Source organism: Acetobacter nitrogenifigens DSM 23921 = NBRC 105050 (assembly GCF_000429165.1).
GTDB lineage: Bacteria > Pseudomonadota > Alphaproteobacteria > Acetobacterales > Acetobacteraceae > Acetobacter > Acetobacter nitrogenifigens.
In genome coordinates this window covers 377232-399299 of sequence record NZ_AUBI01000001.1, presented here as the reverse complement: position 1 = coordinate 399299, position 22068 = coordinate 377232, and the positions used below count along the sequence as shown (strand labels likewise).

At 61.3% G+C, this 22068-nt stretch carries 19 protein-coding genes, 1 tRNA gene and 1 pseudogene; 8 read left to right on the top strand and 13 right to left on the bottom strand.

Translation table 11 applies throughout. The features are described 5' to 3' along the window. Window positions 1–13: 13 nt before the first annotated feature. The 6 genes and pseudogenes from G442_RS26045 to G442_RS0101815 form a co-directional block, all read right to left on the bottom strand. Window positions 14–154 (bottom strand): annotated as a pseudogene (locus G442_RS26045) (IS5/IS1182 family transposase); the annotation flags it as partial. Window positions 155–498: 344 nt separating this feature from the next. After that, complete coding sequence (locus G442_RS0101835) at window positions 499–678, bottom strand: CsbD family protein (protein ID WP_026396613.1); 180 nt, start codon at window positions 676–678, stop codon at window positions 499–501. 342 nt (window positions 679–1020) lie between these two features. After that, window positions 1021–2775, bottom strand: coding sequence for an ABC transporter permease subunit (locus G442_RS0101830; RefSeq protein WP_026396612.1), 1755 nt, complete (start codon window positions 2773–2775; stop codon window positions 1021–1023). Between the two features lie 17 nt (window positions 2776–2792). After that, window positions 2793–3248 carry a dUTP diphosphatase gene (dut, locus tag G442_RS0101825; RefSeq protein ID WP_026396611.1) on the bottom strand — a complete coding sequence of 152 codons (456 nt, stop codon included), beginning with the start codon at window positions 3246–3248 and terminating at the stop codon, window positions 2793–2795. 64 nt (window positions 3249–3312) lie between these two features. Beyond that, complete coding sequence (gene coaBC / locus G442_RS0101820) at window positions 3313–4587, bottom strand: bifunctional phosphopantothenoylcysteine decarboxylase/phosphopantothenate--cysteine ligase CoaBC (RefSeq protein WP_026396610.1); 1275 nt, start codon at window positions 4585–4587, stop codon at window positions 3313–3315. Window positions 4588–4638: 51 nt separating this feature from the next. Then, window positions 4639–5457, bottom strand: coding sequence for a class I SAM-dependent methyltransferase (locus G442_RS0101815; RefSeq protein ID WP_026396609.1), 819 nt, complete (start codon window positions 5455–5457; stop codon window positions 4639–4641). Between the two features lie 28 nt (window positions 5458–5485). Between G442_RS0101815 and mutM the strand changes: the two genes are divergently transcribed. From mutM to gyrB, 6 genes are all read left to right on the top strand, one after another. Further along, the gene (mutM, locus tag G442_RS0101810; RefSeq protein WP_026396608.1) at window positions 5486–6361 is read left to right on the top strand and encodes a bifunctional DNA-formamidopyrimidine glycosylase/DNA-(apurinic or apyrimidinic site) lyase; all 876 of its coding nucleotides are present in this window, start codon (window positions 5486–5488) and stop codon (window positions 6359–6361) included. A 172-nt stretch (window positions 6362–6533) separates the two neighbouring features. After that, the gene (rpsT, locus tag G442_RS0101805) at window positions 6534–6803 is read left to right on the top strand and encodes a 30S ribosomal protein S20 (RefSeq protein ID WP_026396607.1); all 270 of its coding nucleotides are present in this window, start codon (window positions 6534–6536) and stop codon (window positions 6801–6803) included. Window positions 6804–7409: 606 nt separating this feature from the next. Continuing rightward, window positions 7410–8861, top strand: a complete 1452-nt coding sequence (gene dnaA, locus G442_RS0101800) for a chromosomal replication initiator protein DnaA (protein ID WP_026396606.1) — start codon at window positions 7410–7412, stop codon at window positions 8859–8861. Window positions 8862–9004: 143 nt separating this feature from the next. Further along, entirely contained in the window at window positions 9005–10129 is a 1125-nt protein-coding gene (gene dnaN, locus G442_RS0101795) for a DNA polymerase III subunit beta (RefSeq protein WP_026396605.1), read from the top strand. 121 nt (window positions 10130–10250) lie between these two features. Further along, the gene (gene recF / locus G442_RS0101790; protein ID WP_035376006.1) at window positions 10251–11411 is read left to right on the top strand and encodes a DNA replication/repair protein RecF; all 1161 of its coding nucleotides are present in this window, start codon (window positions 10251–10253) and stop codon (window positions 11409–11411) included. A gap of 149 nt (window positions 11412–11560) precedes the next feature. After that, a complete protein-coding gene (gyrB, locus tag G442_RS0101785) occupies window positions 11561–14002 on the top strand; it encodes a DNA topoisomerase (ATP-hydrolyzing) subunit B (RefSeq protein ID WP_026396603.1) in 2442 nt (813 codons plus the stop codon). Between the two features lie 60 nt (window positions 14003–14062). Here gyrB and G442_RS24815 read toward each other — a convergent pair whose 3' ends face one another. Both G442_RS24815 and G442_RS26645 read right to left on the bottom strand, forming a co-directional pair. Continuing rightward, complete coding sequence (locus G442_RS24815; protein WP_154660335.1) at window positions 14063–14233, bottom strand: hypothetical protein; 171 nt, start codon at window positions 14231–14233, stop codon at window positions 14063–14065. A 326-nt stretch (window positions 14234–14559) separates the two neighbouring features. Next, window positions 14560–14739 (bottom strand): hypothetical protein, encoded by a 180-nt coding sequence (locus G442_RS26645; RefSeq protein ID WP_211229111.1) that lies wholly within the window; start codon window positions 14737–14739, stop codon window positions 14560–14562. Window positions 14740–14835: 96 nt separating this feature from the next. Between G442_RS26645 and G442_RS26640 the strand changes: the two genes are divergently transcribed. Beyond that, a complete protein-coding gene (locus tag G442_RS26640) occupies window positions 14836–14997 on the top strand; it encodes a hypothetical protein (protein ID WP_170230051.1) in 162 nt (53 codons plus the stop codon). Window positions 14998–15106: 109 nt separating this feature from the next. On the opposite strand, the gene G442_RS0101765 is transcribed toward G442_RS26640, so the two are convergent. Both G442_RS0101765 and G442_RS0101760 read right to left on the bottom strand, forming a co-directional pair. Beyond that, window positions 15107–15295 carry a hypothetical protein gene (locus tag G442_RS0101765; protein WP_026396601.1) on the bottom strand — a complete coding sequence of 63 codons (189 nt, stop codon included), beginning with the start codon at window positions 15293–15295 and terminating at the stop codon, window positions 15107–15109. 305 nt (window positions 15296–15600) lie between these two features. Continuing rightward, window positions 15601–15675 (bottom strand) — tRNA-Val (locus G442_RS0101760). Window positions 15676–15882: 207 nt separating this feature from the next. Here G442_RS0101760 and G442_RS20415 point away from each other — a divergent pair. Beyond that, the gene (locus G442_RS20415) at window positions 15883–16719 is read left to right on the top strand and encodes an N-formylglutamate amidohydrolase (RefSeq protein WP_161628313.1); all 837 of its coding nucleotides are present in this window, start codon (window positions 15883–15885) and stop codon (window positions 16717–16719) included. Between the two features lie 25 nt (window positions 16720–16744). Here the strand turns inward: G442_RS20415 and G442_RS0101750 are convergent, their stop codons facing one another. The 3 genes from G442_RS0101750 to G442_RS0101740 form a co-directional block, all read right to left on the bottom strand. Beyond that, window positions 16745–17515, bottom strand: a complete 771-nt coding sequence (locus tag G442_RS0101750) for an RluA family pseudouridine synthase (RefSeq protein ID WP_246789290.1) — start codon at window positions 17513–17515, stop codon at window positions 16745–16747. Beyond that, window positions 17508–20354 (bottom strand): FtsK/SpoIIIE family DNA translocase, encoded by a 2847-nt coding sequence (locus tag G442_RS0101745; RefSeq protein WP_026396599.1) that lies wholly within the window; start codon window positions 20352–20354, stop codon window positions 17508–17510. The genes G442_RS0101750 and G442_RS0101745 overlap by 8 nt, the downstream gene beginning before the upstream one ends. 203 nt (window positions 20355–20557) lie before the next feature. After that, a complete protein-coding gene (locus G442_RS0101740; RefSeq protein WP_026396598.1) occupies window positions 20558–22012 on the bottom strand; it encodes a sugar porter family MFS transporter in 1455 nt (484 codons plus the stop codon). Between the last annotated feature and the right edge of the window lie 56 nt (window positions 22013–22068).

Genomic DNA, 22068 nt, shown 5'->3' with positions numbered 1-22068 from the left:
ATCGGATGATGCTCTAAAACCATGTTGTAAGGGCTGCTGAGCAGATGAGACAGCACGCAATCAGTGTGAAGGCGAGGTGGATATCTGCCTTTCGTTCGTAGCGAGCTGTGAGCCGCCGGAAACGGGATATCCATGCGAAGGTCTGCCCGACGACTCAGCGATGCTTTCTTCGGTAGGGGGCTGCCTTTGATGCCTTTTCTGGCGATCCTGTGCCTGATGCCATGGCGGGAGCATCCCACTCGGTAGGGTCGATAATGAGCTTGCACAGGCGCTAGCCTTTGAAAAACAGGCCTGAGCGGTTCAATATCCGCCCGATAATTCATCGAAAACAATAGGTAAGCCCATTGAGTTTCACCCCTTGCCCACGACCGGATTGCAAGGGGTTTTCAAAGGCGCCCTCTTGGCAGGCGCATTAGTCACATGTTTCTGCTTAGGACACATATCCCTGAGACAGTCATGGTCTGTCTCAGGAATGTCCGCTTGGCAGAAAAAATGGCTTCATAGGTCGTTTATTTTACCTTTTACCGTACCCTTGAGCGTGTCGACATGCCCCTCGATCTTCTGGGCGGTCCCTTCTGCTTCAAGGTCCGGATTGTTGGTCGCCTTGCCAACTTCTTCTTTAATGGAGCCCACAGCTTTGTTGAGGGTTCCTTTAACTTTGTCAGTAAGTTCGCCCATCGTATCTCTCCTTATGTGAAGCAGCACGGACTGGAATGTCGTCCCAGCCACACTGGCTGATACGTGTACCAACGTGTGGCGACCTATCCGGTTTCGTAAACGGGAAGACAGCAGATCAAGCTGAGGTGCATCATTCTATGAGAGTGTCGCGCCTTAACGCGGAGCGGTAGCCTGCGGAGGATAGGGCGCGTTATCGGTTAACTGCGTAGGCGGGAGTGGTGTAATTCTTCTTCTTTGTCGCACATCTTCGTTATTTTTCGGGAAAATATGTAGATGTGACTGTATGGTTTGAGCGATGATCGGTGTAACCGGATAACGCTCCAGGTCTCAGCTCAACAAGAGCTATCGTAAAACGACGTGTTCGCGTCCGGTGCGCCGCCTCAGCGCGTTCGTTAGCGGAGCCCAGATCAGGAGACGCGAACTGCTGGCGAAGAATGTCATTGCGGCGACGCCCAGCGCCACGTTTGTCATTTCGCCGTTCACGCTGGCATGTGTGATGTAGCCGCCTATTCCGAGGAGTTCGAAGTCGCGGTCGCCCCATCTGACAAGTTCGGCCGCGATAGAGGCGTTCCAGGCTGCGTTAGCAGCGGCAATAACGCCCCCGAGGCATGCCGGGGCAAGACCTGGCAACATCACCTTACGCCACCATAGGCCACCCCGAACGTTGAACGCGGTTGCCGCTCGCAAGAGGTCGGCGGGAAATGTTTCTACGCCGCGTAAAATATGCGTCAGAAAGAACCACTGCGCCCCAAGCGCGGGCAACACCGCCAGCCAGAATCCAGCATTCACATGCGCGGAGATCGCTACGCCGACGACAAGCGGGTAAAGGAGGTTGGCCGGAAACATGGCGCACACGCCGACAATCTGTTTCGCTACGGAGCGACGCGCCAGCCATACGCCGACAGGCGTCCAGAAGAGCGAGATAAGCGCAATCAAGGCGAGGACACGTATCGTCGTTAATAGTCCAAAAAAGCATATGTGCAGAAAGTCGCCGAATAGGTGGTGATTCGAGATCAGAGCGTCGCCGTACAGCGCCGCGAGAACGCCTCCGGCAATCAATATAACGGGGATTGCGCGGTTTTCCGTGGCTGGCGGTTCGCTCAAATGTTGCGCTCGGGGGCGTCCACCAATCCGAAGTCGGGCGACGAACTCCACGGCGCTCGTCGCTACGCGTGTCGCAGGTCGGAGGACTGGCGATAATCGGAGCGCCCGGAAAAGAGCCGAATCACGCATCGGGTCACCGCGCTCAACGTCGCCAAGACGATACCGCGCCGCCCAGGCCGTCATGAGCTTCAGACCGAGCCGATTGCAGGCGAGCGCCACGACAAGCATGACCCCACCGCCGAGAATGATCGGCTGGATCGCAGCGTGTGTCGCTGCGGCGACGACGTAGGATCCTATGCCGGGGAAGGATCCGCCTCCTTGAACCCAGGTCAGATTCTCCGCGTAGAGCAGTGTGAACCATGCGCCGGGCAGGGACGCGGCAAGGCTGTCGCAGACAGACGGAATTGCGCATGGCGCGTCGAGACGCCAGAAGCGCTGCCACGCGGTCAAGCCAATCCCACGCGCCGCCAGATCCAGCTCGGCAGGTACGCCACGGAGCGCCAGGATCATTGCGAACGCCGCGTCAGGCGCAATGGAGCCCGCGGTGGCGATAATGGAGGCGAACTCCGCGCCGGTGCCATTCCGGGAATACAGCGCAAGGAATAGCGGCGTTAGAAACGCGGCCCGGCCAAGTGCAGGAACTGATCGGGCGGCGCGCGTCAGTCGCGTAAGCAGTGTGCCGCTCCAGCCGCCCGAAGCAGCCAGCGGAGCGCACACTCCGGTTACGATCAACGCGAGAAGCAGCGCCATCGCCATGCGTGACACAGTAAGTGCGGCAGACAATGGAGCGGCCCACGCCGCGAGGTTAAGCGCTCGCGGAGGTTGTGGGAGAACGGGAAGCCAGCGTGTGGCGAAAACCGCCGTCAGGATGGCCATTCCCGCCAGAAAGACCGGTGCGGAGAGGTCGGCCAGAAGCGATTTGACAAGCGCCCGTGCGGAACGCGGGAAAGCTGCGATCCGGCCGGGATGAAAAGCTGGCTCGCCTGACGTCATGGTCTCCCCGGAGATGATCAGTGACCGGTGCTGCCGAAGCCTCCGACGCCGCGCGCGGTCGCGTCAAGCTCTGCGACCTCGTTCCACGTCACGCGAAGCACGGGCGCGACGACGGCCTGAGCAATGCGCATTCCGCGCTCCACAGTGAACGGTTCGGAGCCGGTGTTGAGGATGATGACGCCGATTTCGCCGCGATAGTCTTCGTCGATCGTGCCGGGCGAGTTCGGCAGGGTGACCCCGTGCTTCAGCGCGAGGCCCGAGCGGGGGCGAAGCTGTAACTCGTAACCGGGAGGGAGGGCGATGCGTAATCCGGTCGGCGCCAGCGCCCGCCCGCCGGGAGGCACGATGAGGGGTTCGCTGACCGCGGCCAGAAGGTCCATCCCGGCAGCGCCGTCGGTGGCGTAGGAAGGGAGCGGAAGGTCTTCGGCGTGGGGAAGGCGCTTCACATCCACCCGGATCGACGGCGCGGTCATCGAACGCCCCGGAAGGCGGCCCAGTGAGCGGGTGCGGGATGTGAGAGAAACATGGCACTCCTGATCATGGCGTCTTCTTGGCGGCAATAGGCGCATCGTCGGTGAACTGCTCCGCGATCCGTTCCGCGAGGCGAGATGCGAGTTCGTCCTTGGGCATCCGCGGCCAACGTTCGACGCCCGCTTCAGTGATCAGGATAGCACGGTTCTGTGGGCCGCCCATGACATTCGTTCCGGTCGACACGTCATTCGCAACGATCCAGTCGCATCCTTTGCGCGCACGCTTTGCGATGGCGTTCTCCTCGACGTCGTCCGTCTCCGCCGCGAAACCGATCACGAGACGAGGTCTTTCCGGCCCAACTGCTGAAATTTCTGCGAGAATGTCGGGATTCGGGACGAGAGTCAGAACGGGTGGCGACTGTCCCGGCTGTTTCTTGATCTTGGAGTTCGTTGCGTGATCGACCCGCCAGTCCGCGACGGCCGCCGCGCAGACGACGATGTCCGCAGGCAGGGCGGCGAGTGTCGCCGAGCGCATCTCTTCTGCGGTCTCAACGCGGGCGCCGTTTACGCCGCGTGGGAATTCCAGAGACGTCGGGCCGCTGATAAGCGTCACATTGGCGCCAAGTCGGGAGAGCGCCCCGGCGATGGCGTATCCTTGCAGGCCCGACGAGCGGTTTCCAAGGAAGCGCACCGGGTCAATCGGCTCATGGGTCGGTCCGGCGGTGATGATCGCTCTGCGCCCGACCAGCGGGAGATGGTCAGGCGGGGGGAGCTGCATCTTTTTCGGCGCGGCGCGCAGACCCGCCAGAATCGCGTCGCGAATCGTTGCAGGTTCTACCAGGCGTCCGGGTCCGTATTCGCCGCAGGCCATCTCGCCGTCGTCGGGTCCAACGATCTGCACACCTCTGGCCCGCAATGTCTCGATATTGGCGCGAGTCGCCGGGTGGTCCCACATGCGCACGTTCATCGCTGGCGCCGCCATGACGGGTGTGTCCGTCGCCAGCAGTAGCGTCGTCGCCAGATCGTCAGCCAGACCGTGGGCCATGCGGGCGAGAATGTGCGCGGTCGCAGGGGCGACGACGACAAGGTCGGCGGAGCGGGAAAGGACGATGTGGCCCATTTCCTGTTCGTCGGTAAGAGAGAACAGGTCGCGATAAACGGGTTCGCCGCTCAGGGCCTGAACGGCCAGAGGCGTCACGAACTGCTCGGCGGCGCGGGTCACGACGCAACGCGTTCTAACGCCAGCGGTCGTTAGCAACCTGATCAGTTCGAGCGCCTTGTAAGCGGCGACACCGCCGCTCACGATCAGAAGAACCGAGGGCTTGTTCGTTTCTTGCGTCATGGGCGGATCACCCCCTGGCTCAGAATTCGACCGCCGACAGGTCGCGGCCTGTCAGACTCTCCAGCCCGAATGGATCGCCGCGATGCCGCCCGACAGGGACTGATAACGGACATGGCTGAATCCGGCGTCACGGAACATGTCCGCCAGCGTCTCCTGGTCGGGGAAGGTGCGGATGCTCTCGGCTAGATACTGGTAGCTGTCACGATCCTTGGCGATCTTCTCGCCAAGCAGCGGCAGGACCTTGAACGACCACGCGTCGTAGATCGGAGCCAGAGCCGCGACCTGCACATGAGAGAACTCCAGGCAGAGGAAACGACCGCCCGGGCGCAGCACGCGGCGCGCTTCGCGCAGCACCGCCATTTTGTCGGTGCAGTTGCGCAGGCCGAAAGCGATGGTCACCCGGTCGACGGAACGATCAGGCAACGGAATCTGTTCTGCGTCGACGACGCAGAAGGTCAGGTCGGACACATATCCGCGCGCGATGGCGCGATCTCGTCCGACGGACAGCATCGAGGCATTGATGTCGGTCATGATGGCGGGGCCGCCGCCGCCCGCGAGCCAGCCGAAGGTGATGTCCCCCGTGCCGCCCGCCAGATCAAGAAGCTTCAGGCCGGGCTGTGGGCCGAGCTCAGCATTGAAAATCCGCTTCCAGACGCGATGCACGCCAAGGGACATCAGGTCGTTCATGACGTCGTACCGGCTGGCGACGCTGTCGAAAACACCCCTGACCAACGTCTTTTTCTCCGACTTCGGCACTGTCCGGTAGCCGAAATCGGCGGTATCGCCGGAACTGGTCCCGAAGGAGTCGGCTCCTCCGGTTCCGTGGGAGTGCGGCGACGCGTCGTATGTGTGCGGGGCATTGTCGGTCATGGACTCGACGTATAGCGTGTTTGGACCCATGCCAGAACTCCCCGAAGTAGAAACCGTCATGCGCGGGATGCGTGCGCAGATGGAAGGCCACACGATCGTGGAGGCCGTAGTCCGGCGGCCGGATTTGCGTTGGCCCTTGCCACCGCGATTGCGGCAGGAACTCACGGGTCGGCGGATCGAAAGTTTTCGTCGAAGGGGCAAATACATCTTCATGCGTTTGAGCAGCGGGAGATCGCTTCTGCTCCATCTGGGCATGTCCGGCCGCGTCGTTTTGAACAGCGTCTCCGGCTCCGCTCTGGCGGAGGCGTTGGATAGCGAGTCGCAAAAGCACGAGCACGTGGCCTTCGTGACGCGAGAAGGATCGCGTTTCGGACTGGTCGACCCGAGACGGTTCGGCGCGCTCGATCTGATCGACACAGCGCTGGAGGACCGGCATCCGCTGGTGGCCTCGATGGGACCGGAGCCGCTGGAGGCGAACTTCAGGGCAGGAGCGCTGGCGGAAGCCTTTGCGGGGCGCAGGACGCCGGTCAAAACGTTGCTGCTGGATCAGCGCGTGGTGGCCGGACTGGGCAATATATATGTGTGCGAGGCGTTGTTTCGTGCCCGTATCCACCCCGAGACGCTGGCCGGGGCGATAGGGGCGCCTGCGTTGCGGCGTCTCGCCGCAGCTATCCGGGCGGTTCTGGAAGAGGCGGTGGCGGCCGGCGGATCCAGTCTTCGGGATTATGTGCAGCCAGATGGAGAATTAGGATACTTCCAGCATGCGTGGCGCGTGTATGGGCGGGAAGGGGAAGCGTGCCCGGATTGCGGCCCAGGCTCCGACTGTCCCGGCGTCCGACGGATCACGCAGGGAGGGCGCTCGACATTTTTCTGCCCGCGCCAGCAACCTGCGCCGTCTCGCTAGGGGCTGTGGACGACTCTCCGCGTATGCCTGTCCCGCGCGGCTGGCGGAGGTGAATAACTTCGCTTGACGGCCCCGCGCGGCTTGGATTAGAGAACCCAACTTCATTCGGGCCTCTTCGTCGACAGGCGGATCGGAAGCCTCATTCATTTTCGTTTGGACCAGACAGAGAACCATGGCGAACATCGCATCTGCCCGTAAGCGCATCCGTCAGACGGAGCGCCGCACCGCTCGCAACACCGCTCGCGTGTCCCGCATGCGCACCTTCATCAAGAAGGTTGAGACGGCGATCGCGTCGGGCAACAAAGAGCAGGCGAACGCAGCTCTGAAGCTGGCTCAGCCGGAAATCCAGCGCGCTGCGACCAAGGGCGTCGTTCATCACAACACGATCGCGCGGAAAATCTCCCGTCTGTCCGCACGTATCAAGGCTCTTGCTCCGGCCTGAACCGCTGCAGGTTTTGATTCGGCAATAGAACGCCGGTCTCGTTAAATAAAAAGCCGCATCTCGAGAGAGGTGTCGGCTTTTTATTTTTCTGGAATTGCGTCGAGCGTGTTTGGCGTGAAGTAAGCGCCGACCGTTTAGATTATTTATTCACAAAACTTGTTTCGTTCGAGTCGAAAATCTCATTGCGTCGTGCGAATCGGTGCTCTAAACCGATTCGCACAGCTTGATAATAAAGAGACGGCTGTTTCCTTCCGTGATCTGGGAGTTCTTCGCTCTTTGTACGCCAGCAAGCATGGCGTGATTGCTCCTGTACGGTCGGGAAGGCCGCAGGGGATGGGGCGGCGCATTAAAAGCCGTTGTTGAGGAACAAGCGGCGAACGTAAAATCGCCGTCCCGTCCAAAGAGCGTTGAGCGAAAGAATCTTCGGGCAATCGCGCTCCGCACATGTCATTGTGGGGGCTTGTCGAGGATATTGGAGTGGGAATGGCCGCCGGGTTTGATGAGGTTGAACCGGATATGGAACACCGCCTCACAACGTTTGAGGGTGGCGCTGCCCCCAGAGGAATCGCGTCGGGAGCATTTCCGGCAAGCGACCTGGGAGAAGATATGACTGCGGGTTTTTCAGGGCAGGTCAGTGATGATCATGACGTCGCTCACGCGGCGGGAGGGCTTCTGACGGAGGCGTGGGCAAGGATCGCCGCGCGTATGAAGTCCGAGGTTGGCGAGGTCGAGTATCGGACCTGGCTGCAGCAGATTGTGCTCGGGCCGGTGGACGGAGATGAAGTCACGCTGCTTCTGCCGACGCGATTTTTGCGCGACTGGGTCCGTAGCCAGTATGGCGATCGTCTGAGCACGCTCTGGAATCAGGAGATTCCGGCGCTTCGTCGTGTCGAGTTGCAGGTGATGCGTCCGGGCGATCGGCCTGCTGTCGCAACGACTGAACAGGCTGCTCCGATTGTGCCTGGTCGGCGTGTCGTGGACGTCCCTGAAGCTCCCGCTCCTGTCGTGGAGCGCGTGCAGGACGCGCGTTCGGACCTTGTCGCGCCGTTGGACCCGCGTTTCACGTTCGACAGCTTCGTCGTCGGCAAACCCAACGAGTTCGCCTATGCCTGCGCCCGCCGTGTAGCCGAAAAGCCGTCGAGCCCGGGGTTCAATCCGCTGTTCCTGTACGGCGGCGTCGGCTTGGGCAAGACGCATCTCATGCATGCGATCGGCTCCGAACTGACGCGCGAAGGGCGGGTGTCCGTCGCATATATGTCGGCCGAGAAGTTCATGTATCGCTTCATCGGCGCGATCCGGTCGCAATCGACGATTGAGTTCAAAGAGCAGCTGCGTTCGGTTGACGTACTGATGATCGACGACCTCCAGTTCCTGATCGGCAAGGACAACACGCAGGAAGAGTTCTTTCATACCTTCAATGCGTTGGTGGACGCTGGCCGGCAGATCGTGGTTTCGGCTGACAAGTCGCCTTCCGATCTGTCCGGGCTGGAAGACAGGCTGCGCACCCGTCTCGGCTGCGGCATGGTGGCCGACATCCACGCCACGACGTTCGAACTTCGCATCTCCATTCTGGAGGCGAAAGCCACGGCCTCTGGCGTGCCGGTTCCGGCCAAGGTGCTGGAGTTCCTCGCACACAAGATCACCACCAACGTGCGTGAACTGGAAGGCGCTCTCAACCGGTTGATTGCGCACGCCAATCTGTTTGGTCGTCCCGTGACGCTCGAAGCGACGCAGGAAGTCCTGCACGATATTCTCAAGGCTCACGACCGGCGCGTCACCATCGAGGAAATCCAGCGGAAGGTGTCCGAGCACTGGAACATCCGCCTCACCGACATGTCGTCGGCGCGGCGCGCTCGTGCGGTCGCGCGGCCTCGGCAGGTTGCGATGTATCTCGCCAAGCAGTTGACCAGCCGTTCGCTGCCGGAGATCGGCCGGAAATTTGGCAACCGCGACCATACGACCGTCATGCATGCGGTCCAGCGTGTGACTGAGTTGATGGAGCGTGACACGGCGTTCGCAGAGGACGTGGAGCTTCTGCGCCGTATGCTGGAGAGCTGACGGCTGCCGATGCGTCGGCGGTCGGCGACGGTCTGTGGGTTTGCTTGGACTCGCGACGCTGCTAGGTTGGCCGTGAATTTAAAGGATTTCAGCCGGATCTGGGTCGTGGGCGACCTTTCCGGCCCACGGAGGAACAGGCGTCGATGAAGTTTACGGCCGAACGCGCCACGCTGCTCAAGGCTCTGGCTCATATCCAGAGCGTCGCGGAGAAGCGTAACACTATACCGATTCTGGCCAACGTGCTGATCGAGGCTAGGGACATCCGCCTCTCCCTGACCGCCACCGATATGGAAATCGCCATCGTCGAGGACATCCCGGCGACCATCGTCACGCCCGGATCCGTGACTGCGCCGGCCTCGGTGCTTTATGAAATCGTTCGCAAGCTTCCGGACGGCAGTGAGGTCGAACTCGATCATGCTGGCGGCGACGCGCAGCTCGACCTGCGCGCCGGGCGGTTTTCGACGCGACTGAACGCTTTGAGCGTGGATGATTTTCCCTCGATGGTCGCAGGCGACCTGCCGCACCAGTTCAAGTTGAACAGCGCAGTTCTGAAAACGCTGATCGACAGAACGAGATTTGCGATCTCCACAGAGGAAACACGGTATTATCTGAACGGCATCTATCTGCATGTAACCGACGGCGAAACCGGTGGGCTATTGCGTGCGGTGGCGACCGACGGCCACCGTCTTGCGCGTGTGGAGACCGAATTGCCGGCGGGTGCGGCTGGAATGCCCGGCGTCATCGTGCCCCGCAAGACCGTAGCGGAACTGCGCAAATTGCTGGACGAGGCGCCGGACGAGATTCAGGTGGCGGTGTCCGACACGCGGATACAGTTCACGATTGGCCCGGTCATGCTGACCTCGAAGCTGATCGACGGCACGTTCCCGGAATACGAACGCGTCATTCCGTCGGGGAACAACCGCATTCTCCGCGTTGGAAAAAAAGACTTTTCGGATGCGGTGTCGCGCGTCGCCGCGATCAGCCAGGAGCGCTCGCGGCCGGTCAAGCTCGCCCTGTCACGCGATCTGCTCGTTCTTTCCGCGATCAGCGCCGATCAGGGCATGGCGACGGAAGAGCTTGACGACAACCGGGTCTCCTATGACGGCGCGGACATGGAGATCGGGTTTCAGGCCCGTTATCTCAATGACATTACAGATCAGGTGAACAAGGACGTCGAGTTCGTCTTCGCCGACAGTGCGGCTCCTACCATCGTGCGCGACGTTGATAGCCCATCAGCACTGTACGTGCTGATGCCGATGCGGGTCTGATCGAAGGTCGGGTCGGCCAGCGAGGCGAACGGCGCTGGCTGACGACAGGGGCGGATACGGGCAAACTCCGGCGTCAATTAAGGTATGGCCCGCGCGGTATGTATCGGGCGATCGAACCGTGATGCGTCTCAAGCGCCTGACGCTTACGGAATTTCGTAATTACGACCGCTTTGTCTGGCGTCCCACGGGAATGCCCGTGGTGATCACTGGCGATAATGGCAGCGGTAAAACCAACCTTCTCGAAGCGTTATCGTTGCTGACGCCGGGGCGTGGTCTTCGTGGCGCAAAGGCCGGCGATCTGCGGCGCAGAGTTGCGGATGACGTCGACCTTGTGTCGGCGGGATGGGGTGTCGCCGCATCTTTTGAAGATGAGCGTGGTGGATTTGAAATCGGCGTCGGGCAGAAACCCTCCGGGAATGGCGCTCGCGAGTTTCTGCTGAATGGCGCGCCAGCGCGTAATCGCAACGCGGTTGCGGAATATTTGTCCGCCGTCTGGCTCACGCCGCAGATGGATCGGCTGTTTGGAGAAAGCGCTAGCGGAAGACGTCGATTTCTCGATCGTCTTGTCGTAGCGGTTGCGACGCATCACGCGCGGGAGCTGGCCGCATGTGAGCGGGCGACGGCACAGCGAAACCGGCTATTGGCGACCAGGCCCGGAGAGGACGCCTGGCTGTCCGGGCTTGAAGATGCGATGGCGCGACATGGCGTCTCGGTCGTCGCTGCGCGTCGCGATCTTGTGACGCGATTGAATGCGGATGGCGGCGCTGGCGCTGACGACGCTTTTCCGGCGGCGGCGCTGACGCTTTTATGCCCGATAGCTGAACGGCTGGAGGTGGAGCCGGCGCTCGCTGTGGAGGAGTGGTTGCGTCTTCGTCTGCGCGCGGCGCGCGCGGACGATGGGCGGCGTGGGCAGGCGGGGTTCGGGGCTCACCGATCCGATTTCGGTTTGAGTGATCGCGTCAGCGGCAGGGCGGCTTCGGACGCGAGCACGGGACAGCAGAAAGCGATGTTGATCGGGTTGATCCTTGCTCACGCGCGGCTGATGACGCAAACGGGTGTGGTCCCTCCGATGCTGCTGCTGGATGAACCGCTCGTTCATCTCGATCCCGTGCGCCGTGAAGCGCTGATGCGCGCTGTGTTGAGATTTCCAGCCCCGATATTGCTGACTGGAACCGACCGGGAGCCGTTCGCGCCGCTAGAAGGGCGCGCTGAATTCATACGGCTTGCCGCCGGGCGAATTGATTCGCCTTTTCAGGGCGTTGGCGACCCGGAAGGCGTGTAGGCCGCCTGGGGCTGAAGTCTACGAAATTCGACGGGAAGGCGGATGAAACGCAGCTTTGGGGGGTAGCGAAGCTGGCGATTTTTCAAGGAAGAAGCTATGATGACGGCTCTGCCACGTCTTCAAGATCAAGTTCGGAGCGTTCCCCAAGTATGACTGATTTCGCCAAGTCGGCTTCGCCTGTCGAGAATGACGATTACGGCGCCTCCTCGATCTCCGTGCTTAAAGGGCTGGATGCGGTTCGCAAACGTCCCGGTATGTATATCGGCGACACCGACGATGGTTCCGGCCTTCATCACATGGCTTTTGAGATCATCGACAACGCGGTTGACGAGGCGCAGGCGGGCTTCGCTACCCACTGCGAACTCACGCTCAATGCCGACGGCAGCGTGACGATCCGTGATAATGGTCGTGGTATCCCGACCGATATGCACGAGGAGGAAGGCGTTAGCGCGGCGGAAGTGGTGCTTACGAAACTGCATGCCGGCGGCAAATTCAATCAGAATTCATACAAGGTCTCGGGTGGACTGCACGGCGTCGGCGCCGCTGTTGTAAACGCTTTGTCCGAGTGGATGCTGGTGCGCATCTGGCGCAACGGTCAGGAACACATGATCCGCTTCCAGCATGGCGAACGTGACGCGCCGCTGGTGGTTGTCGGCGCGTCCGACGCGGAGCGTGGGACCGAGGTGACGTTCAAGCCGAGCGCTGCGACGTTCACTAAAGTTGAATTTGAATTCGCGATTCTGGAAAAACGTCTTCGTGAGCTGGCTTTTCTTAATTCGGGTCTGAGAATTGCGTTGCGGGACGCCCGCACCGAAACGGTTCGAGAAGAAACGTTTTTTTACGAAGGCGGGTTGAATGCCTTCGTGGAGTGGCTTGATCGTTCGCGCACGCCCATCATGGCGCAACCGATTACGGGCAGTCTCGAAAACGCGGATAGCGGCATCAAGGTAGAGTTCGCTCTGAGTTGGAACGACAGTTACCACGAAACGATGTTGTGCTTTACGAACAACATCCCGCAACGCGACGGCGGCTCGCATCTCGCTGGATTCCGTCAGGCGCTGACGAGAATTGTCGGTAAATATGCAGAAAGCATCGCCAAGAAGGACGCTGCGTCCCTCGTTGGCGAAGATATGCGCGAAGGGTTGACTGCGGTGTTGTCGGTCAAGGTGCCGGATCCGAAATTCTCATCGCAGACCAAAGATAAGCTGGTTTCGTCGGAAGTGCAGCCGGTCGTGCAAGTGGCCGCCGCCGATATGATCGGGCATTGGTTCGAGACGCATCCGAAGGAAGCGAAGCTCGTTGTCGGAAAAGTGTTGGATGCGGCTTCGGCGCGCGAGGCTGCGCGCCGCGCTCGCGAGTTGACGCGCCGCAAAGGCGTTCTGGATATTTCTTCACTACCCGGCAAACTCGCTGATTGTCAGGAACGGGATGCGTCGAAGGCTGAAATCTTCATCGTCGAGGGAGATTCCGCAGGTGGGACGGCGAAGCAGGGCAGAGATCGGCGTTTTCAGGCAATTCTGCCGCTCAAGGGCAAGATTCTCAATGTTGAGCGCGCGCGTTTTGACAGAATGCTCGGCTCGGCGGAAATCGGCACGCTGATCACGGCGCTTGGCACCGGAATCGGTCGTGGCGAGGCTGATCAGGGCGGGTTCTCGATCGACAAGCTGCGTTATCACCGCATCGTCATCATGACGGACGCCGACGTCGACGGTTCTCATATCCGTACGCTGTTGCTGACATTCTTTTTCCGCCAAATGCCGGAACTGATCGAGCGGGGCTATCTCTACATCGCTCAGCCGCCGCTTTATCGCGCCAAGCGCGGGAACGAGGAGCGGTACCTGAAGGACGACGCCGCGCTTGAGCGGTACCTGCTCGACAAAGCTCTGAACAATGCGACCCTGACGCTTGGGAGCGGCCGCATTGTCGTTGGTGAGGATCGTGAAGCTGAACTCTCGTTCATGCGTGATGCGGCGCGCTCAGTCGCCCGCATTTCCGCCCGTGTTCCGGACTGGATTATCGAGCAGGCCGCTATCGCCGGAGTGTTCAATGCAGATCGGGCTGCTGCGCAGCTCAATGTTTCTGATCTTCAAAAGCGTCTGGATGACGTGTCGGAGCCTTCCGAGCGCGGCTGGAAAGTTGTGCTGAGCGATGACGGGCTGGAAATGGCGCGAAACGTTCGTGGCGTGGGCGAGGTCTATCGCCTAGACCCTACGGCGATGGTCGGCGTCGATGCGCGTTGGTTCGCCGCTAATACAGAACGGCTGGCCCGCGACTACGGTGCCGGAGTCAAGCTGCACCTTGAGGGCGGAAGCGAAATAGCCGCAGCTGGCCCATCTTCTGCGTTTGGTCGATTCCTTGCGCAGGGACGCAAGGGTCTTGCGATCAATCGCTTCAAAGGTTTGGGCGAAATGAATGACGCTCAGCTTTGGGATACGACGCTTGATCCGGCCACGCGCACGCTTCTGCAAGTAAGGGTCGCGGATATTGAGGACGCTGGGGCGGTGTTCTCTACGCTGATGGGCGATGTCGTTGAACCTCGCCGAGACTTTATCGTGGGCAATGCCTTGAAGGTCGCCAATCTGGACGTCTGAGGGCGTTGAGTCGGGACGGTGGTATGGATGGGCCAGGGTCGCTGCTGCATCCCTAATCGTTCATTTGTGAATAATGGCTACGATGACGTCATGAATGTCGAGCCATAGTTCAGACCTGTCGTAATCGCCAAGCTGCGCGAACATGGACGCGTTTCTGAGCGCCGCGCTTTCGGCCTTGTAGCCAAACTCGCTCAGTAATCGCGCGGCTTCTGTTTTGATGTCACTCCTCATGTCCTCATCTTGACCAACAACGAGACTGCATTGTGTCCCGCTTTGAAACAAACGGTGTGTTTTGTAAGTGCGAGGGGATGAGTTGTGGCTGTGAGATCTCGTGACCACCGCAAATCAAGATCGGCGCGATCTCGACGTATACGGTCACGGACGGTCACGCTCAGGGTGGGCATGAATGACTTCGCACGGGCGCAATAAGGCATTTCTGAGAGACATAGGTCGCTCGATACGGCGACAGTGTCAGGCATATCGAGATTTCGCTATCGCAGCGTGACGATCTCTGGCGTTGCCAGAAAAGAGAGAATATCGGCGTTGCCGTGCCGAGGTCACAAAGATTTTCCGCCAGTCAAGCGGCGGGGCGACGCCTGTCGGCCGAGACCGATGAGGCGAAGTCGAGCGCCGTCCTCCCGCATACGTGCCCGGACAACATCGCCGAAACTGGCATCGTCTTTTTCAAAAGCCTTTATATGATAAACTTGGATTTCGTTCTTCAGCGTATTGGTCACCGAACGGGCAGGCGGGTAATACGAGAATGCTACGGGCCCGTGTTGGTTTGTTTGTCGCTGCCGAAGTGAGCGAGTGTCGTCGGCTGCGGCGGTTGGTTGTTCAATCTGCGGCAGAACAACGTCATCACGGGTGGTCATTGCGTGTGGCAGTATGGGTATGATGCGGACTGGCTCTATCTGAGTGCCTGGGGCGAGCAGAAGCGCATGTCGTGGGGCTTTCTGCGCCAGTTCAGGGACGAGGCTTACGGACTGGTGTAGCGGCACACTTGGACGGGGATAGCATCGGTCGCGCTCTGGCCGCCTGGGTAAAGCTGCGGCCATCTGGTACGCCGAGCATGCCTGATGTGGTGTTGGCGAAAGGGTCGCTTCAATGCCGCGTGTCGCCGCCCCACTTCATGATCTGCCGGACGTGCGCGCGGACCTCCAGCCAGTCGCGGGCGTTGTCGATGTCGTTGGCTTGCAGGAACGCGGCGGCGCGCTTGAGCGCTGTCTCCTCGGCCTGGACACCGAGCAGGCGCAGTAGTTCTTCGGCGGTTAGACGAGGGTCGAGCGGCATGTCTCAAAAAACGCACGCGGCTGGCACGGGGTTGCCGGGCTTTCACCGGTCAGGAGTCTCAGTCGCGTCGTCCGACCTTCTCGGGTCTCTGCAGTCTGCGCAGAATCGTGCGAATGGAAGCCGGGTATAGGGGGATTTTGGGAACTGGACAGGAGCATCGTGCACGGATTTTGCATCGATTAGCCCGATTCGACGCTCACTATTCCGAGCCGATACAGACTGGTTTATGATCTGACCCGGAGCAATTGCTCTGCCGCCTTGGCTTCGTATCATATTGTTTTGTAAGGGGTCTTCTGACCGGCGGATGGTGGGCGCAACAGGGATTGAACCTGTGACCCCTACCATGTCAAGGTAGTGCTCTACCGCTGAGCTATGCGCCCATCCGCTCGGTAGCCGGCTTCTAACCCCACTCGCTCTGAAGCGCAACCCTGCTACTGGAAAAGACATTCGCGTTGATCGACTCTGACGCCTGGATCGGCGCTTTTTTCGCAGAATTCCAAGAAAAATCGAGGGTAATCCGGACCGGAAGCGAATCTGTCGACGAATCATCGACCGCCGAATCGGAGCGCGATACGGTCCCCCCTTTCGTGGTGGAAACGCCGAAAGGGACTTCGATTCCGCTTATCGTCTGCTCTCCCCATTCTGGACGGCACTACAGCGCCGCGTTTCGAAAGCTCTCGCGGCTGTCACTTGCGCAACTGAGGGCTGGCGAAGACTTTTACGTCGACCGGCTTATCGCCTCGGCCCCAGCGCATGGCGCGACGACCCTTCACGCGACGTTTCCACGTGTGGTTTGCGACGTGAACCGGGCGCCGCTCGATCTCGATCCCGCGATGATAAGCAACGGCGACAAGATCGGTCTGCGTCCGAGCGAGCGGGCGTTGGCTGGGCTGGGCAGCGTGCCACGTGTCGCCTCAGGCGGCCTTCCGGTCTATTCGGGCAAGCTTACGTTCGACCAGACAGCAGAGCGTTTACTCACATTCTGGCGGCCGTATCATGCTGCTCTGGGGGAACTGATAGCGCAGGCTCGGGCCGCGCATGGTTTTTGTCTGGTGCTTGATATGCACTCGATGCCTTCCGGATTGGCCGGGACGGCTCAGTTCGTAATAGGCGACGCATTCGGCGCAGCATCCGAGCCGATATTTGTTGAGGCAGCGCAACGCAGTCTGCAGGCGATGCGATATCGGGTCGCCCGCAACCGTCCTTTTTCCGGTGGGTTCATAACGCGCCACTATGGCAGGCCGGATGATGGAGTCAGCGTCATCCAGATCGAGATCAGCCGCGCGCTTTATATGACGCGCGGGGTGAACGGCGAGTGGGGCGTCGTGGAGGAATTTGCGGGGAAGACAGGTGCCCTGATCGCCGACGTGGCGCAGGCGGTGGAGTATAGGCTTTCGTCGCATCAGCGTTCCGCCGCAGAGTAAGACGTGTCTGCGGGCAGTCGGTCCGTCAGCCCTGCCAGCCGATCCGATTGAGCGTGGCGAGCATATGCGGCGGCGGCGGGGCTATGGCGTCGATCGGTGGCGTAAAGGGAAGATGCAGTTCCCGGCTGAGCAGATGCAGTTTCTGGCCGTCAGGCGCGCCGTAGACGCTGTCCCCGACGATGGGGGTCCCTAGAGTCGCGCAGTGCACGCGCGCCTGATGCGTGCGTCCCGTGCGTAGCGTCAACTCGAGAAGCGAAAGTCCTCCACTGGAAAAAAGGCGGCGCCATGTCGTTCTGGCGGGCTTGCCTTTCTTGTCTGCAATGACTTTCCATCCGCCGGGCGTGGTTACGCGCAGCAGGGGCAGGTCAATTTCACCCGCAGCGGCATCGGGCGTGCCCTTCACCACAGCCCAATAGGTCTTGCGTACGCGACCCGCCGCGAAGAACGCCTGTGTGTCGATAAGTCCCTGTTTGCGCAGCGCGATCACGAGGCATCCAGCGGTGTCCGTGTCCAGACGATGCGCCAGCCAGGGACCGTCTCGTCGGCGGCTCATCAGCGGAAACCAGTCTTCGACGCAGGCCGTGGCGCTCGGGCCGGCATGCGACGCCAAACCCGCCGGTTTGTTGATCACCAGCAGGCGCGGGCTTTCATAGAGCGTCTCGTATGGCCGGGGCAGGTCCGCAAAGGCGGGCGTGGGGGCGGTTTCCTGTCGCTCACCATGGCGCTGCACAGGAACTTTACGCTGCCCGGCCGGCCTGCTCCCGGGCTTTGCTTTACTACGCCGCATGTCAGTCATCGGCGCCGCGTCCAATCAAAACCTTACGGCGTCCCACATGGTCGGCCGCGCTGACGATATTGTTCTTTTCCATCTGCTCAATCAGCTTCGCGGCGCGGTTATAACCGATGGAAAGATGCCGTTGCACGAAGGATGTAGAGGCCTTGCCCTCACGAATGACCACGGCCACGGCCTTGTCATAGAGGCCTCCGTCGCCATCGCCGCCGCCCCCTCCGCCTTCGAACGCCGCGGCGCCGGTTTCTTCCTCCCGTTCCGAAATGACGTCTTCGTTGTAGATCGGCTCGCCCTGTTCGCGGAGAAACGAGACCACGGCTTCGACTTCAGAATCCGCGACGAACGGACCATGAACGCGGGTGATCCTTCCGCCGCCTTGCATGAACAGCATGTCGCCCTGTCCGAGCAACTGCTCCGCGCCCTGTTCGCCCAGGATGGTGCGGCTGTCGAATTTGCTGATCACCTGGAAGGAAATTCGCGTCGGGAAGTTCGCCTTGATGGTGCCAGTGATGACGTCGACCGACGGGCGCTGCGTCGCCATGATGACGTGGATGCCTGCGGCGCGCGCTTTCTGCGCAAGCCGTTGCACGGCAGAGTCGATTTCCTTGCCAGCCGTCATCATCAGATCCGCCATTTCGTCGATGATCACGACGATGAAGGGCAGGGGGTCGAGCGTGAGCGACTGTTCCTCGAAGATCGGATTGCCGGTCTCGGGGTCGTAGCCTGTCTGGACGCGGCGGGTGACTTCCTCGCCGCGATCACGGACCTGCGCCGCGCGTTCGTTATATCCGGCGATGTTACGAACCTGCAGATGCGCCATTGCCCGATAGCGCCGGTCCATTTCCCTTACGACCCACTTCAGAGCAGTGACCGCCTTGTTGGGTTCCGTGACCACGGGCGTCAGGAGATGCGGAATGCCGTCATAAATCGACAATTCGAGCACCTTTGGATCGATCATGATCAGGCGGCATTCGTCCGGGGAAAGACGGAACAGCAACGACAAGATCATCGAGTTGATCCCGACGGATTTGCCCGAGCCAGTGGTGCCCGCGACCAGCAGATGCGGCATCTTGGCGAGATCGCTGAATACGGCTGCGCCAGCGATATCTTTGCCCAGAGCCAGTTCCAGTCGCCCTGTTGGGTTTTTCCATTCCGGCCGATCGAACAATTCGGTCAGGTAGACCGTTTCACGGAGCGCGTTGGGCACTTCGATGCCGATGACGTTGCGGCCCGGCACCGTCGCGATGCGAACGCTCAGCACTGAAAGCGACCGCGCCACGTCGTCGGCAAGTCCGATCACGCGAGCCGCGCGAATGCCCGGTGCAGGCTCCAGTTCATACAGCGTCACGACCGGACCCGGGTGAATGTCGACGATCCGGCCCTGCACGCCAAAATCTGACAGCACGTTTTCCAGAAGGCGCGCATTTGCGTCCAGTGCCTCGCGGGATGGCGCTGAGTCGGCGCGCGACAGCGGCGGGGAACGAAGCAGCGACACGGGAGGGAGGGTCCATCCTGCGCCGGGCTGGTTCGTCGCATCACGCGCGCGTCCCTTGTCGCCATGCCCGGCCTCGGCGTCGCGCCCGCCGAACAGGCGCGTCAACAGAGGCTTGCGGGGCGCCTCTTGAGGCGCGACGGGCGTAGGCTGCTCAGCCTGTGTGGGCTCTCGTCGGGCGTAATCCTGTGGAGGCGGCTGAGGCGCAGGCGGTGAGTACGGTTGCTCGTCGTCGAAGGCTTCGGGCTCCGGTGCGGTGTGTGGGGCCGGTTCAGTGGCGCGATGGATCGGCTGTGGCCGAGGCTCTGCCGTGGTCGGGCCGGGAAGTGCGATCGCCGGAGCATCTTCCTCTCCCTTGACGCCGACCAGCCTGCCGCTCCCTCGCGCCGCCGGGTAAGCCGCAGGCGACGGCGCCGTAATGCTGCCAAGTTGCGGGGCGGCCAGCCGCAAGGGCTCGTCGTTGATCTGGGCGGTCTTGGCGCCAGCAGCCGCTACTGCGGGTTCGGGACGAGAGGATGACGCTGGAGCCTCATTGCGACGCACGGCGGCGCGGCGGGCGTCGCTGGGGGGAGTCCAATTGGTCTCCGGCATTGGGCGACCAGTATAGGACGGTGTCGCGCCGCCAGCATGGGCGTACGCTGTCCCTTGGTTGGCGGGCTGATCCTGCCGACGCTGCATGGCGACATAACGCCGCGCCAGAATGACTGGCCGAGAAGTGAGCCATAGGGTGCTTCGGCCGGTAAACCGGCCCAGAGCCGACCATTCGCGTCGATCCAGCCCGAACGCCAGAGCGGCGAGCAGGAGAGCGAGCAGTCCGCCCAAAATCCACATGAGTACGCCGCCCGCCGGGCCTATGGCGGAGGTTCCGGCGGCTATCGCGTTGCTGGCGATTGTTGCGCCTACGCCGCCGCCAACCCCCGCGTCAGAAGGCCATTCGGGTGCATGGATGACGGTTATCAGCATCGGTCCGGCGGCAAGGAGCGCTCCAACGACGCATGGCAAGCACAACAGCGCCGCTGCGCGCACCGGAAACACGCTCAGTCCGCGATGTCGAAGCAGGCGCCATCCCCAGGCGACGAGCCCGATAACGAGCATCGACGAGCCCAGGCCGACACCCTGGATCAGGCTGTCGGAGAGGTAGGAACCCGGCCAGCCAAGAAGATTGCTCGCGACGCGCGTCGTCGAAACATCTGGCGAGGGGTCGAGCGGGTCGTAGCTCCACAGGGCGCAGGACAGGGCCAGGGCGACGAGCCAAAGCAGAACGCCAGCAGCTTCCTCGCTCCGGCGTTGCAGCGCGGAACGAAGGGCTGGAGAAGAAAGATTGGGCGTATTGAGACGGCTTAAACGCGCCAAGTGGTCGATCCTGAACCTGTTGCGAACCGGCGCCGCATAAATAACGCGCCGAGCGCCAGCATACCCCGATCCCGGCGCCTTCAGAAAGGCAGGACGCTGGCTCCTGGTCGATTATCGACACAAACGCGAATATTTTGTGACCGGATCGGCGGTTCGTGGGGCTGCCTGTCCCCCGAACGTCCAAATCGTTCGGGGGGCGGCATTCAGGCGGCGGACGCTTCGGACTGATGCGCGATCACCGGACTCTGTCCGCGCCGCGGCGTAAACGTTCCGCGTCGCAACGATGCTTCGATATCCTCGAGCGACGCTCCCGCCGTTTCGGGGACAAGGAAATAGACGAAGGCTGTGCAGGCGAGATTAACGCCAGCGTACACCCACATCGTGCCGCCGAGCGAAACCAGCTGCACGAGCAGCAGCGCTGTCGACGTCACCAGCAGATCGCTGCCCCAGAGAACGGCCGCGTGCAGGCTGGTGGCGGCGCCGCGCATTGGCAACGGAAACATCTCTGCGCCGAGCAGCCAGCCGACGACCTGAATGCCGCCAGAGTTGAACAGCATGAACAGCAGGAGAAAGGCGACCGTGGCGTAGCTGCCGACTGAGCCTTTGTCCGGGTGGACGGCGAACATGATCCCGAGCCCGATCAGGCTGAGCACCGAGCCCGGTCCCATAATCAGCACCAGGCGTCGCCTTCCGATCCTGTCGACGAACAGGCACCCAAGCAGGGTCATGACGCAGTAAACGACCGAGACGCCAAGGCTGGCCAGAAGCGCAGAGGAGGAACCAAAGCCTGCGTCAGACAAAAACGTCGGCGTGTAATAGATCATCATCTCCAGGCCGCCAGCCTGCGTGAAGAAAGCGACGCCGAGCGCCGCGATCAGCGCGGGACGTACCCATGCGTGAGACAGGCCGCGCCACCCACGCTCGTCCTCTTCAATCGCCGACGCGTTTTGGTGGATTTCGTGCAGTTCCTTCCGGATCTGCTTGCGGGATGTGCGGACACGGCTCAGCTGAGTCACCGCGGACTTCACGCCCTCGTTTTCCGCTGTCCAGCGAGGGCTTTTTGGCATGAAAAACATGCAAATGAAGACGAACGCAGCCGGGATGGCCGCGATCGAAATCATGGGCCGCCATCCCCAGGCGTCGCGCATCGCGAAACCGACGATATTGGCCAGCAGAATGCCAATGCCGATCGCGACGTTGAACATGGTGACCAGATTGCCGCGTCGTTCGGGCGGAGCGAGTTCAGAAATGTAGGTCGGGACGACCTGCGTGGCGCCGCCGACGGCGAAGCCAAGAAACACGCGGGCCACGATAAGCGAGATCGCGTCGGGCGCCATTGAGCAGGCTATGGCGCCGACAACGAAAACGGCGGTCACCAGAATGACGGAGGTCCGGCGGCCAAAGCGTTCGGAAAACCATCCCATGCCGACCGCGCCGATAGTGGCGCCTGCGAGAATTGCCGAAGCGACCGCCGATTGCATGCCTGTGCCGAGGTTGAAATCGTGTGTCATCAATAGCAGAGCGCCAGAGATGATGCCGGTATCGTAGCCATAGAGACCGCCGCAAATGGCGGCCACGGTGGCTGCGATCCAAAGCACCCAACGGGCGTTAGGCGAAAGTTCTGCGGCGTCTACCGCCTTCGTAACGGCGGGCGAAATCGCCGTTGCGGGATTGGACGTGGTCTCCAACAATGCGTCTCCTTACGGTTTTCCGC

Bases quoted from the DNA above. Each gene is read 5' to 3' on its own strand.
- G442_RS0101835 (WP_026396613.1), bottom strand. From the start codon at position 678: ATGGGCGAACTTACTGACAAAGTTAAAGGAACCCTCAACAAAGCTGTG.
- G442_RS0101830 (WP_026396612.1), bottom strand. From the start codon at position 2,775: ATGACGTCAGGCGAGCCAGCTTTTCATCCCGGCCGGATCGCAGCTTTC.
- dut (WP_026396611.1), bottom strand. From the start codon at position 3,248: ATGACCGCGCCGTCGATCCGGGTGGATGTGAAGCGCCTTCCCCACGCC.
- coaBC (WP_026396610.1), bottom strand. From the start codon at position 4,587: ATGACGCAAGAAACGAACAAGCCCTCGGTTCTTCTGATCGTGAGCGGC.
- G442_RS0101815 (WP_026396609.1), bottom strand. From the start codon at position 5,457: ATGACCGACAATGCCCCGCACACATACGACGCGTCGCCGCACTCCCAC.
- mutM (WP_026396608.1), top strand. From the start codon at position 5,486: ATGCCAGAACTCCCCGAAGTAGAAACCGTCATGCGCGGGATGCGTGCG.
- rpsT (WP_026396607.1), top strand. From the start codon at position 6,534: ATGGCGAACATCGCATCTGCCCGTAAGCGCATCCGTCAGACGGAGCGC.
- dnaA (WP_026396606.1), top strand. From the start codon at position 7,410: ATGACTGCGGGTTTTTCAGGGCAGGTCAGTGATGATCATGACGTCGCT.
- dnaN (WP_026396605.1), top strand. From the start codon at position 9,005: ATGAAGTTTACGGCCGAACGCGCCACGCTGCTCAAGGCTCTGGCTCAT.
- recF (WP_035376006.1), top strand. From the start codon at position 10,251: ATGCGTCTCAAGCGCCTGACGCTTACGGAATTTCGTAATTACGACCGC.
- gyrB (WP_026396603.1), top strand. From the start codon at position 11,561: ATGACTGATTTCGCCAAGTCGGCTTCGCCTGTCGAGAATGACGATTAC.
- G442_RS24815 (WP_154660335.1), bottom strand. From the start codon at position 14,233: ATGAGGAGTGACATCAAAACAGAAGCCGCGCGATTACTGAGCGAGTTT.
- G442_RS0101765 (WP_026396601.1), bottom strand. From the start codon at position 15,295: ATGCCGCTCGACCCTCGTCTAACCGCCGAAGAACTACTGCGCCTGCTC.
- G442_RS0101750 (WP_246789290.1), bottom strand. From the start codon at position 17,515: ATGACTGACATGCGGCGTAGTAAAGCAAAGCCCGGGAGCAGGCCGGCC.